Genomic DNA, 12,360 nt, shown 5'->3' with positions numbered 1-12,360 from the left:
CCCTCGTGCGGGCGGGCCCGGCGTCAGCGGGTGGTGGCGACGGTGGTGCCGGTCGAGCGCACGAGGATGCGGATGCGGTCGGCGCGGAACAGGTCGTGGGAGTGCTCGAACGGCTGCCCGTCCTGGTCGCGGGTGGTCCGGTCGAGGGCGAGCAGCGGGGCGCCCACCGCCGAGCGCAGCAGCACGGCCTCCTCGTCGCCCGCCAGCACCACCTCGATCTGTTCGAGCGCCTCGCCGGGGCGGATGCCGTACTCCTCGGCGAACAGCTCGTAGAGCGATCCCCCCAGCGGCAGGTTGAACAACCCGGGAAAGCGGCGGGCCGGGAAGCAGGCGTTCTCCAGCGAGATCGGGCCGCCGTCGGCGAGCCGCAGCCGCACGATCCGGGCGACCGGGTCGCCGGGCTCCAGCTCCAGGGCCTTCGCGACGGTCTCGTCGGCCGGCTCCAGCGCCGCGCTGACGACCTGCGAGCCCGCGGTGAACCCCTGGGTGCGCAGCAGCTCGGGGACGCCGACGATCCTGGTCAGGTCCCGCTCGACCTTGCGCGGTGCGACGAACGTGCCGCCGCCGCGGCCGCGGACCCGCAGCACGACGCCCTCCCGCTCCAGCGCCGTGAGCGCCTGCCGCAGGGTCTCCCGGCTCACGCCGAGTGACGCGGCGAGGTCCCGCTCGCCGCCCAGGCGTTCACCGGGACGATGCGTCCCGTCCGTGACCAGGTGGCGCAGCCGTCGGCGCACGTCAGCGGCCGTCGGCCCCAGCGGGGCCCCGGACGGGTCGAAGTCGAGCGCCATCCGTCCAGTCTGACCGACGGTGACGGGCTGCCGGTCCGCGCGGGCCGGCCCACCCGGAATATCCGCGGGACCGGCGGCGAGATCAACACCGTCCGGCGCGACGATGACCGGGCCCGCCACCGCCGGCGCCGTCAGATCTCGTCCAGCGCGGCCGGGGACTCGGGCAGGATCTGCCCGCCGTCGACGACGATCGACTGGCCGGTGATGTAGGCGGCCTCGTCGGTGGCGAGGAACAGCGCCGCGTTGCCGATGTCCTCGACGTCGCCGAGCCGGCGCATCGGGATGGCGGCCTCCGTCGCGCGCAGATAGTCCTCGCCCTGCGCGCTGAGCCCCTCGGTGAGGATGTTGCCGGGTAGGACGGCGTTGACGGTGATCCGGTGCGGCGCCAGCTCGATCGCCGCGGTCCGCATGTAGCCGAGCATCGCGGCCTTGGACGCGCCGTAGTGGGCCCAGCCCGGGTAGCCGGTGAACGGGCCGGTGATCGACGACGTCAGGATCACCCGGCCGTGGCCGGAGGCCTTCAGCGCCGGCAGGAAGGCCTGGACGGTGAGCAGCGCGCCCTTCACGTTGACGCCCAGCATGAGGTCGATGTCGGCCTCGGTCATCGTCTCGAGCGAGGCGGCCGGGAAGATCCCGGCGTTCGCGCAGACGACGTCGCAGCCGCCGTACCTACCGAGCACCTCCTCGGCCAGCCGGGCGATGTCGGTCGCCGACGCGACGTCGCCGGTGACGTGGGAGACCGTGCCACCGGACTTGCCGAGCTCCGCGGCGGCGGCCTCGGCGACGGCCGCGTCCCGGCCGGTGATCACGACGTTGGCGCCGGCGGCGGCGAACACCCGGGCGATGCCCTTGCCGATCCCCCGGCTGCCGCCGGTCACGACGACGGTGCGGCCCTCGATGGGCGTGAACACTAGGCGATCCCCTCTGGCAGCAGCGTCCCGGACAGGTAGGCCTCCGCGAGCTCCAGGCTCGCCCGGGCGTACCCGGTGACGTCGTCGACCGCGTCGGCGTGCGGATGAGTGCCCAGCCAGGCGGTGAGCTGCAGCCGACGCTGCAGGATGAACGTCGCGACCATGGCCAGCTCGTCGGCGGTGAGCGGGACGTGGCGCCGATAGGCCGCGAGCCATGCGGCGACTAGTTCGGGCATCGCCGGGTGATGCTCGATGAACGACAGCGCAGCGGCCAGGTCGTACAGGTACCAGCCGAAGCCGCAGTCGTCGAAGTCGATCACGGTGATGGCGCCGACACCGTCGACCATGAGGTTCGCCAGCCGCATGTCGGCGTGGATCAGGCCGTAGTTGTCCGGGCCGGCGCCGAAGGCCGCGACCCGGCTCTCCACGACGACGGCGGCCCGGGTCATCAGGTCCCGCTCGGGCGCTGGTGCGCCGTGGCGGGGCGGCAGCGCGTCGCCACCGCCGGCCAGCGCCCAGGCGAGGCCGCTGCGCCAGTCACCCCAGCGGGCGTGCGGGCCGATGGTCTGGGCCAGGTCCCATTCGAACCGGTCGAAGCCGGCCGGTCGGGCCCAGCGGCGGGCATGCAGCTGCATCCGGCCGGCGATGTCGCCCAGCGTGCCGAACGCGGCGACCAGGCCGGCGGTGTCACCTGGTTCGGGCGGGTAGCCGTCGACCCAGTCGAACAGCACCGCCTGCCGGTCGCCGACGCCCGGCGGCGTGACCGTCGTGACGGCCTCCCCCGCGCGGTTCGGGACCACGGGCGGGGTGAGCACGACCCCCTCGGCGCGCAGCGCCGCGACCCAGGCCAGCTCTCCCTCGATCTCGGCCGGCGTGTGGTAGCCGGGCCGGTTCAGCCGCAGCGCGTAGCGACGGCCGGAACCCGGGTCGTCGACGCGGTAGGTGGCGTTCTCGGAGAGGTTCAGCAGTGCCACCTCGGCTGACCCGAGGTCGTAGGCCGCGAGGACCGCCGGGAGCAGCGCGTCGAGCGCGCGCAGCTCGCCGGTCACGACGTCGTCCACTCCGACGTTGCTGGCCACCCGGGCCGTCGGGCCGGTCGCCGTCACCGGGCGCCCGGCCGCGGGCGGGCGCCGTCCAGCGGCGCCGGCCGGCCGGCGGTGTCGGAGCGGTCGGGGGCGAGCTCGACGCCGGAGCGGGCGTCCCCGGCGGCGAGCCGGAGGGCGGTGGCGGTGCGGTCGAGCAGGTCGGCGGCCAGCTCGTCGGTGACCAGCAGGCCCGGCTTGTACTGGAGCACCCGTGGGTCCAGCGCCGAGAACATCGCCCAGATCCCGTGCTCGTAGAGGCGCCGGGAGACGAACCGGGCGCCCTGCGGGTGGTCGAACCGCAGGCCGATGACCAGGCCGTCCTGGCGGATCTCGACCAGCCAGTCGGGGTCGTCCTTGGCGATCTGGGTGAGGCCCTCGGTGAAGGTCGTGATCAGGGCGTCGACCCGCTCCCGGGTCGACGGGCGCTGGGTGATCTCCAGGGTCCGCAGCCCGACCACGCAGCCGAGATCCGAGCCGCCGCAGGTCGAGATGTGCGCGAAGCCGTCCTCCTCCAGCCAGCCGGCGGCGGCCGGGGCGAGGATGGTCGCCGAGATCGGGTAGATCCCGCCGGACAGGCCCTTGCCCGTCACCAGGATGTCCGGGGTGACGCCGTGCTTGGTGATGCACCACAGCGCACCGGTGCGCCCGAGGCCGGACTGCACCTCGTCGGCGACGTAGAGCGTGCCGGCGGCGGCGCACATCTTCGCGACCTCGGCGAGGTAGCCGGGCTCGGGCATCACGAAGCCGGAGGTCGCGGGAATCGTCTCCAGCAGCACGGCGGCGACGTCGTGGCCGGCCAGCGCGGCGGCCATCGCGTCCAGGTCGTTGAACGGGACGCGCAGGAACTCGTCCGGCCGGGTGGCCAGGAACCGCTCGGCGTAGCGCTCGTTGCCGGCCGCGACCGCGAGGCCGGTGTGACCGTGGAACGCGCCGACCGCCGAGATGACCTTGCGGCGGCCGGTGGCGTAGCGGGCGGACTTCAGGGCCAGGTCGACGGCCTCGCCGCCGCTCACGCCGAACACGACCTTGCCGTCGGGGATCGGCCCCGAGGTGACCAGCTCCTCGGCCAGTGCCGCGCGGCCGAGGGCCGCGAAGTGGTGGTTGCCGATGTCGAGGTGCTGGAGGGCGGCCGTGAGGGTCGCGACGAGCTCCGGGTTGCGATGGCCCAGGTTGTAGGTACCGCCGTTGAGGTGCACGTCGACCAGCGTGTTTCCGGCGAGGTCGTGCAGCAGGTAGCCCTCGCGCTCGCCGATCACCAGCGGGGTGCCGGCGTCGGTCCAGAACCTGGTCTTGCCGGGATTCCAGTAACGCTCGCTCGCGGCGAGCACATCGGCCTTCGGCGTCGCCAGCAGCCGGTCGACCAGGTCGTCTCTCGGAACATCGGGGATGGCCACGGCACGACCGTAGCGTGGGCCGGGAGTCTGGTCTGGTAAAGGTACGTACCGTTTGTGTTTCGGCCACGTTGTGGCCTGTTTCCGCATGTGAAATGGTCTGACCCCACCTTGTGGCCGGGTATCCGGAGGGGCCACGATCGCCCGAACACGCGCCAGCCGCCCGAGCGGTGGCGCACAGCGGGAGGTAGCCACAGGTGAGCGTTCAGAGCGAGGCCGCGCCTCCGGTAACGGCCGACACCACCCAGGTGCAGCGGCTGAGGCCGGGAGCCGTCGGCCTCCTGGGAGTCCTCTTCATGGTGCTGGCGAACGCCGCACCCATCACAGCCATGACCGGCAACCTGCCGATCGTCGTCGGTTACGGCAACGGCACCCACGGACCCGCGTCGTTCCTCGTCGCGACGATCGTGCTGACGATCTTCTCCGTCGGCTACGTCGCGATGGCGAAGCACATCACCGCCACCGGCGCGTTCTACGGCTTCATCTCGCACGGCCTCGGCCAGGCGGTCGGCATGGCGTCCGGCTTCCTCGCGACCATGGCCTACGTCGTGTTCGAGGCCTCGCTGGTCGGCATCTTCGCGTCGTTCGCGAAGACGACGATGGAGACGGTGTTCCACGTCGGGTCGATCTCCTGGATCTGGTACGCCCTGATCGCGGTCGCCGCCGCCGCGGCACTCGGCTACTTCAACGTCTCGATCTCCGGCAAGGTCCTCGGGGTCTTCCTCAGCATCGAGGTCCTGTTGCTGCTGGCGATGAGCTTCGGGGTGCTGTTCACCGGTGGCGGATCGGACGGCCTGATGGCCGGCTCGATCAACCCGGTCGGCGCCTTCCAGGCCGGGCCGAGCAGCAAGGACGTCACGATGGTGGCCGGCCTCGGCCTCTTCTTCGCGTTCTGGTCGTGGGTCGGTTTCGAGACCACCGCCGTCTACGGCGAGGAGTCGAAGAACCCGAAGAAGATCGTCCCCCGGGCGACGCTGATCGCCGTCATCGGCCTCGGCGTGCTGTACACGTTCGTGTCCTGGATGGCGGTCGCCTACGCGGGCAAGACCGGCGCGGTGGACGTCTCGCAGAAGGACGCGTTCTCGCTGTTCTACGCGCCGACGAAGGACATGCTCGGTGGCTTCTTCCTGGACGTCTACAAGGTCATGACCTGCACCGGGTCGTTCGCCTGCGCCCTGGCGTTCCACAACGCCGCCTCCCGGTACCTGTACGCCATCGGCCGGGAGGGCCTGTCCGACGGGCTCGGCAAGACGCTCGGCGCCTCGCACAAGAAGCACGGCTCGCCGCACATCTCCTCGCTCGTCCAGTCCGTGATCACGCTGGCCATCGTCCTGCTGTTCTTCTGGCTGCAGAAGCCGACCGACTCCGCCCCGGACGTCGCCTACACCCAGCTCTACGGCCTGATGGCGATCCTCGGCACGATGGCGATCCTGATCGTGCAGTCGATCTCGTCGATCGCCGTCGTCGGCTACTTCCATGTCCGCAAGATGCATCCGGAGACGGCCCGCTGGTACCGGACGCTGCTGCCGCCGATCCTCGGCGCGGCCGGCATGGTCTACGTCGTCTACCTGCTCTTCCAGAACCTGAAGTTCGCCGCCGGCGCCGCGTCGGGCAGCCCGGTGTTCAAGGCGACGCCGTGGATCGTGATCGGCTTCTTCGTCCTGGGCCTCGCGGTCGCGATCGGCATCCGGCTGGCGAACCCGGCCAAGTACGCGACCATCGGCCGGATCGTGATGGAGGAGAGCCACGAACGGTCGCTCGAGGAGGCCGCCGTGGCCCCCGCGGGCGCCATCCCCGCCCAGCCCACCGGCGAGGCGACCGCCTAGCCCGTCCGGCCGGCCCGGCGCCCGCCCTATCCCGCGGCGGTCGCCGGGCCGGACCGGCAAGCTGGAAGACGGACCGGACGCGGCTCCGACTGTCGGAGCTTGATCGCCGTTTTGGCCCTCCAGTGGTTGTCAGTCGGTCCCGGCTACGACCATCGGAGGGCCGAAACGACGATCAACACGATGAGACCTACCGAGGGGAGCGGCCGTGACGTTCCGGGCGACGGTGCGGGGCACCGGGTACGTCTTTCCCGACCTCGCGACACTGCTGGCGAAGGCGAACGAGGAGAAGTCCGGCGACCAGCTCGCCGGGCTCGGGGCTGGCAGCGCCACCGAGCGGGTCGCGGCGAAGCTCGCGCTCGCGGACGTCCGGCTGGCCGACATCCTCGCCACCCCGCTGATCGAGGACGCCGTCACCGAGCTGATCCTGGCGTCGCACGACGCCGCGGCCTTCGCGGACTCGGGGCTCACGAGCCTCACGGTCGGAGAGTTCCGGGAGCTGATCCTCTCCCCCGGCTTCCCGGCGCTCTGGGCCGAGCGCGGGCTGGCGAACGCGATAACCCCGGAGATGGCCGCGGCCGTCGCGAAACTGATGAGCGACAAGGATCTGATCGCCGGCGCGAAGCCGCTGCGGACCATCACGCGTTGCCGCAACACCATGGGCGAGGCAGGAGTGCTCGGCGTACGGGTCCAGCCGAACCACCCGACCGACGATGTGGAGGGCATTCTTCTTTCCACCCTCGACGGAATCCTCTACGGCTGCGGCGACGCCGTCCTCGGCGTCAACCCGGTGACCGAGTCCGTCACGGGAGTCGGCGCCGTCCTGCACGGCCTTCAGGGGCTCATCCGCCGGTTCTCACTGCCGACGCAGACCTGCGTGCTCGCGCACATCACCACCCAGCTCGCGGCACTCGCGGCCGGCGCTCCCGTCGACCTGCTGTTCCAGTCGATCGCGGGGACGGAGGCGGCGAACCGGTCGTTCGGCATCAGCCTGGACATGCTTGCGGAGGGTCGCGCGGCGGTGCTCGCGCATCATCGAGACCGGACGGGTGAGTTCATCGGCGCGAACGTCATGTATTTCGAGACCGGCCAGGGCTCGGCGTTGTCGGCGGACGCGCACGGCGGCCTCGACCAGCTGACCGTCGAGGCCCGCGCCCATGGCGTCGCCCGCGTCTACGAGCCGTTTCTGGTGAACTCGGTGGTCGGGTTCATCGGGCCGGAATATCTGGCCGACGCCCGGCAGATCACCAGGGCCGGCCTGGAGGACCATTTCATCGGCAAGCTGCTCGGCCTGCCGATGGGCATCGACGTCTGCTACACCAACCACGTCGACGCCGACCAGAACACCAACGACGACCTGCTGGTGCTGCTCGTGGCCGCCGGCTGCAACTTCGTGATGGGTGTTCCGGGGGCGGACGACGTGATGCTCAGCTACCAGTCGACCAGCTACCACGACGCCTCGGGAATGCGCGACCTGTTCGGCCTGTCGCCCACCCCCGAGTACGGCGCCTGGCTGGAGGAGCGCGGGCTGCTACGAGCGGGCCGCCTCGCGGACCCCGGTCCCGACGTCGCCGCCGGGCTGTTGGCCGGCCTGGACGAGGCGGTCGCGGCGGTCCCCCCGTCCCCGTCCGCCGCGCGCGCCGCGCTGACGAGCGGCCAGTGACCGGCCCAGACGCGGCCGGGGAGCGGGCACCGACCGACGAAGCCGCCGCGGTCAGCGAGCCGACGGACTCGACTGGTTCCACCGGCGGCCTGGCCACCAGCCCGGCAAGGATCGCGCTTGAGCGACGGGTCCGGGCCGTCACTCCCGCGCGGCTGTTCCTCGGCCGGTCGGGCACGTCCTATCGCACGTCCGACCAGCTCGCGCTGCGCGCCGACCACGCGGCGGCCCAGGACGCCGTCCACGCCGCCCTTGACCTGGAGACCGGCCCGCTGGCGCCGTTGGTCGACAGTCTCGGTCTGTTCGCCGTCGACTCTGCCGCCGGTGACCGCGCCACCTACCTGCGCCGTCCCGATCTGGGCCGGACCCTGTCCGCCGAGGCGCGCGACGAGGTGACCCGCCGGTGCCCGCCGGGCGCCGACCTGCAGGTCGTCATCGGGGACGGCCTCTCCGTCGCGGCCGTCGACGCCCAGGTCCCGGCCCTGCTGCCCGCGCTGCTCGACGCCGCCCGCGAGGCCGGCTGGAGCGTCGGCCAGGTCTTCGCCGTCCGCAACGCCCGCGTCGGGCTTCTCAACCAGATCGGCCAGCTTCTCGACCCAGGTGTGGTCGTCCTGCTCATCGGCGAACGCCCCGGCCTCGTCACCGCCCAGAGCCTGAGCGCCTACCTGGCCTGGCGCCCCCGCCCCGGCCACACCGACGCCGACCGCAACCTCATCTCCAACATCCACCCCCGCGGCGTCGACCTCCCGTCCGCCGTCGCCCGCGTACTCGCCCTCGCCACCGCCATGCGCGCCGCGGGCACCTCAGGAGTCCTCATCAAGGAAGACCAAGGCCCGGCCGCGCTGGGCAGCTAACGCAGACCTTCGCGGCGGCCCGACCAGCGTCGCGCACGATGATCGATCGCAGGCCAGCCGCAGCCTCTAGGCCCGCGGTGTTACGATTGGAGCACACCACCCGGTTCCCTCTGGGGCCGGGTTTTTTCGTGGGACGAGACTGCCGCCGGCCGACACCCGCCCCAGGTCCAGGCTTTTCGCCCTAGAACTATGATCACCGTAGGATCTTGCTCCCGTCCGAGGTGTCCGTGCGCATAGGTGTGTACGTCGACGGTTACAACCTCTACTACGGCGGCCGGTCGCTGTGCGGCCGAGGCCAGCCGGGGTGGCGCTGGCTCGATCTGCGCGCAGTGGCCATCCGCATAGTGCGGTCCCAGTCTCGGTGGGCCGGCGCCCACGTCGAACGCATCGTGTACTGCACGGCCCGGATCAAGGGCAGCAGCAACCCAGGCGGACAGCAGGACCAGGACACCTACCTGCGTGCGCTGGTCGCGGCCCGGTCTGTCGATCACATCGAGTTCGGCACTTACGTCAGTAGGACCGCGAGGTCGCCGCTGGCCATACCGGACAGCAACGGCGCGCCCCAGCTTGTGACCTCCCAGTGGCCGGTCATGATTCAGGATGCGACGGGCTCGTCGATCCCGGATGCCCGGTTCATGGTCTCCTACGCGAAACGTGAGGAGAAGGGATCCGACGTCAACGTGGCGACGCATCTTCTCCTTGACGTGACCAGGGGTGCCGTCGACGCCGCGGTCGTGATCAGCAATGACAGCGACCTGCGTCTCCCGATTGTCGAGGCGCGCCGGCTGGTCCCGGTGGGGACGGTCAATCCGACGTCGGGCCATCTTGCGGGAGCGTTGCGGGGCACTCGGGACGAGGGCGCCGCACGGCACTGGTGGTACCAGCTGAGGCCCGCGGACTTCACGACCTGCCAGCTACCAGCCAAGATCGACCGGCTTCACACTCCGCCAGGCTGGTAGCGCGGAGTTCGGCCTGGTCACGTCGCGGGGGCGGTGGTGTGGATGCCGGCGTGGGCGCGCAGCGCGGGGGCGATGACCTCGCCCAGCCGGTGCAGCGAGTCACGCACCGCTTCCTCGGGCAGGCCGCCCCAGTCGATCAGCGCGTGGACCCGGTCGAAGGACACCGCGTCGTACAGCTCGGCGAGCTTCTCGCCGACCCGCTCGGACGTGCCGATCATCAGGTGCTGTCCGGGCCGTAGCCCGAGGGCGAACTGCTCGCGCTCGACGACGAAGCCGGGTGCGCCTGGCCGCTTTGGACGTAGGAAGTCCCGGTAGTACGGGTAGAGCGCCATGGGGTCCTGCGTCTCCGGCGTACCGAAGTAGTGCAGCGCGATGCCCAGCCGGAGGTTGTCGGTGTGCCCTGACTGGGCGCCGGCCTCCCGGTAGAGGTCGGCGAGCTGGCGCAGTCCCTGCGGGGTACCGCCGATGTAGCCCAGGATCATCGGTAGGCCAAGGCGCCCCGCGCGGACCGCGCTGGCCGGGGTCCCGCCCACGCCCAGCCAGACCGGCAGCGGCTCCTGGACCGCCCTGGGCATGACGACAGCGTCGCGCAGCGGCGGGCGGAACCGGCCTCGCCAGGTGATCACCGGCTGCGAACGGATCCGCAGCAGCAGGTCCAGCTTCTCCGCGAACGCCTCGTCGTACTGCGCGAGGTCGACGCCGAACAGCGCGAACGGTTCGGGGTACGCGCTTCGGCCCACGATGATCTCGGCACGTCCCGCGCTGACCAGGTCGAGCGTGGCGAAGTCCTGGTAGACCCGGACGGGGTCGAGGGCACCGAGCGTCGTGACGGAGCTGGTCAGCCGCACCCGCGAGGTGCGCGCCGCGACGGCGGACAGCACGGCCGCCGGCGACGAGACCGCGAAGTCCGCGCTGTGGTGCTCGCCGAGTCCGAAATGGTCCAGCCCGAGCTCGTCGGCCAGCGTCGCCAGCGACACGATCTGCTCGACGCGGTGCCGTGCGGTCCGGCGGGTGCCGTCGACCGTGACGGGCTGCAGGTCCGACAGCGACGTGACGCCGATGTCAAGATCCGCTTTCATCCGGCCACCTGCTCGCGCGCCGCCGGCCCGCGAACCGGTTCAACCATGGTCACCCGCATCCGGTCCTCGCCTGTGTCCGTTCGCCGTCGGTGCACATCCACGTTTCCTCTCGCCATCGACTATCAGGAACATAGCCGACTATTAAATTCATAGTCCAGGCGGCTGGAACGGTCGTCGCGCGGCGGTAGGGTGACGGCAACATGGCGGCGAACGACGAGCAGCACATGGCGCGGGCCGCGACCGACGTTCCGGACTTCCACACGGCCATCGAGCTGATCGGCCGGCGTTGGACAGGCGTGATCCTCGCGGCGCTGCTCGCCGGCCCGGCCCGGTTCAGCGAGCTGCGTGACCGCATCCCGAGGATCACCGACGCGATGCTCTCCCAGCGCCTCAAGGAGCTCGAACACGCCGAGGTCCTCGAGCGGGAGGTCACCGTCGCCAGGCCCGTCGAGGTCAGGTACACGCTGACCGACATCGGCCGACGCCTCGAACCGGTCCTGGACGCGGTCCGGGTCTGGAGCGTCGACTGGGCGGCCCACCAGGCGTCCAGGACCCGACAGTGACGGGCCCCGCGGTCACAGGCCCCGCGGTCACGGGAGCCGAACACCTCCAGTGCCGCATCTGGCAAGGTTGGCCTCGTCCCGAGACCGGCAAGATCTCTGTTTTGGCCCTCGCGTGGCTGTAACCGAGGCGGTTTCGTGACCAGGTGAGGGCCAAAACGGCGATCAAGCACGCGGGCCGACCTCGCCGGACCCGGCACTACTCACCGCCGTAGAGCCGTGGCAGGTCGACGAGTTGGAGCAGCGTGGGCGTATCGCGGGATGGGTACCGGTTTGAGCGCCGTGGTGTAGTGTCGCCCCACCGCTGAGACCAGGCGTGGCTGCTAGTCAGGGACAGGCCACCCCAGGAGAGGCGCGACAAGCGACCTGGTCTCTGCCACGGCGAGGTCCGAAATTCTGCGTTCCCTCGGAGGTCTCCGGTGGCCGAACTGCGCGTCGACGTTGCGCATTCCGCGCGGATATACGACTACGTCCTCGACGGCAAGACGAACTATCCGCCGGACCGCGAAGCCGCCGAGCTTCTCATGGCCGCTTTCCCGAACACCCGGACCGCGGCTCGACAGAACCGGGCGTTCCTGCACCGGGCCAGCCGTTTCCTCGCCGAGCAGCAGGGCATCGACCAGTTCCTCGACATCGGCACGGGAATCCCGACGTCCCCGAACCTGCACGAGGTCGTTCAGGCCGTCCGGCCGGCGTCCCGCGTCGTCTACGTGGACAACGATCCCATCGTCCTCGCGCATGCTCGCGCCCTGCTGACCAGCTCCACCCAGGGCCGGACCGCCTACCTCGACGCGGATCTGAACCGGCCGGCGGACATCCTGACCAGCCCAGTGCTGAGCGGCACGCTGGATCTGTCCCGCCCGGTCGCCCTTTCACTGCTCGCGGTGCTGCATTTCCTGCCCGACGCGGCCCAGCCGGGCGCTCTCATCGAGCGGCTCATGGCGGAACTGCCGACCGGCAGTTACCTGGTGATCAGCCACGCCACCGACGACCGGTCGAACCCGGCCGCCACCAAGCGCCTCGTCGACCTCTACGGCAAGCAGCAGATACCGATCCAGATGCGCAGCCGGGACGAGGTGGCGGCGCTGGTCCCGGACGGAATGGACCTCATCGAGCCGGGAATCGCTTTCCTGCACCGGTGGCACCCGGACGCCGACGCCGACCAGTCCACCGACGACGACGCCCCCCTCTACGGCCTGATCGCCCAGAAACGCTGACTCCCGGACTTCGCGCGTCGGGGAATACAGGCC

At 71.1% G+C, this 12,360-nt stretch carries 11 protein-coding genes; 6 read left to right on the top strand and 5 right to left on the bottom strand.

The features are described from left to right. Positions 1-23 precede the first annotated feature (23 nt). Genes I6A60_RS32395 through I6A60_RS32380 form a run of 4 tightly spaced genes read right to left on the bottom strand, consistent with a single transcriptional unit; the run spans position 24 to position 4,178 of the window. Positions 24-908, bottom strand: coding sequence for a GntR family transcriptional regulator (locus tag I6A60_RS32395; protein WP_307873973.1), 885 nt, complete (start codon positions 906-908; stop codon positions 24-26). 11 nt (positions 909-919) lie between these two features. After that, positions 920-1,699, bottom strand: a complete 780-nt coding sequence (gene fabG, locus I6A60_RS32390) for a 3-oxoacyl-ACP reductase FabG (RefSeq protein WP_203025061.1) — start codon at positions 1,697-1,699, stop codon at positions 920-922. Beyond that, positions 1,699-2,805, bottom strand: coding sequence for a phosphotransferase enzyme family protein (locus I6A60_RS32385; RefSeq protein ID WP_203025060.1), 1,107 nt, complete (start codon positions 2,803-2,805; stop codon positions 1,699-1,701). The genes fabG and I6A60_RS32385 overlap by 1 nt, the downstream gene beginning before the upstream one ends. Next, complete coding sequence (locus tag I6A60_RS32380) at positions 2,802-4,178, bottom strand: aspartate aminotransferase family protein (RefSeq protein WP_203025059.1); 1,377 nt, start codon at positions 4,176-4,178, stop codon at positions 2,802-2,804. Before I6A60_RS32380 ends, I6A60_RS32385 begins: the two co-directional genes overlap by 4 nt. Before the next feature lie 194 nt (positions 4,179-4,372). On the opposite strand from I6A60_RS32380, the gene I6A60_RS32375 reads away from it, so the two are divergent. The 4 genes from I6A60_RS32375 (at position 4,373) to I6A60_RS32360 (ending at position 9,471) form a co-directional block, all read left to right on the top strand. After that, positions 4,373-6,001 carry an APC family permease gene (locus I6A60_RS32375; RefSeq protein ID WP_203025058.1) on the top strand — a complete coding sequence of 543 codons (1,629 nt, stop codon included), beginning with the start codon at positions 4,373-4,375 and terminating at the stop codon, positions 5,999-6,001. Positions 6,002-6,206: 205 nt separating this feature from the next. Beyond that, positions 6,207-7,661 carry an ethanolamine ammonia-lyase subunit EutB gene (gene eutB / locus I6A60_RS32370; protein ID WP_203025057.1) on the top strand — a complete coding sequence of 485 codons (1,455 nt, stop codon included), beginning with the start codon at positions 6,207-6,209 and terminating at the stop codon, positions 7,659-7,661. Continuing rightward, positions 7,658-8,512: an ethanolamine ammonia-lyase subunit EutC gene (gene eutC, locus I6A60_RS32365; protein WP_203025056.1), complete on the top strand. Its 855-nt coding sequence runs from the start codon at positions 7,658-7,660 to the stop codon at positions 8,510-8,512. Before eutB ends, eutC begins: the two co-directional genes overlap by 4 nt. A gap of 227 nt (positions 8,513-8,739) precedes the next feature. After that, positions 8,740-9,471 carry an NYN domain-containing protein gene (locus I6A60_RS32360; RefSeq protein WP_307873972.1) on the top strand — a complete coding sequence of 244 codons (732 nt, stop codon included), beginning with the start codon at positions 8,740-8,742 and terminating at the stop codon, positions 9,469-9,471. Between the two features lie 17 nt (positions 9,472-9,488). On the opposite strand, the gene I6A60_RS32355 is transcribed toward I6A60_RS32360, so the two are convergent. Next, entirely contained in the window at positions 9,489-10,550 is a 1,062-nt protein-coding gene (locus I6A60_RS32355; RefSeq protein WP_203025055.1) for an LLM class flavin-dependent oxidoreductase, read from the bottom strand. Positions 10,551-10,750: 200 nt separating this feature from the next. On the opposite strand from I6A60_RS32355, the gene I6A60_RS32350 reads away from it, so the two are divergent. Further along, entirely contained in the window at positions 10,751-11,113 is a 363-nt protein-coding gene (locus tag I6A60_RS32350) for a helix-turn-helix domain-containing protein (RefSeq protein ID WP_203025054.1), read from the top strand. Between the two features lie 416 nt (positions 11,114-11,529). After that, entirely contained in the window at positions 11,530-12,327 is a 798-nt protein-coding gene (locus I6A60_RS32345; RefSeq protein WP_203025053.1) for an SAM-dependent methyltransferase, read from the top strand. The last annotated feature ends 33 nt before the right edge of the window (positions 12,328-12,360 follow it).

The sequence above is a fragment of the Frankia sp. AgB1.9 genome, assembly GCF_016786355.1.
Lineage (GTDB): Bacteria > Actinomycetota > Actinomycetes > Frankiales > Frankiaceae > Pseudofrankia.
Note: the sequence above shows the minus strand (reverse complement) of the source record. Positions and strands in the feature narration are given on the sequence as shown.

What these genes read in the sequence shown, in the direction of transcription:
- I6A60_RS32355 (WP_203025055.1), bottom strand. Translation starts at nt 10,550, where the DNA reads ATGAAAGCGGATCTTGACATCGGCGTCACGTCGCTGTCGGACCTGCAG.
- I6A60_RS32350 (WP_203025054.1), top strand. Translation starts at nt 10,751, where the DNA reads ATGGCGGCGAACGACGAGCAGCACATGGCGCGGGCCGCGACCGACGTT.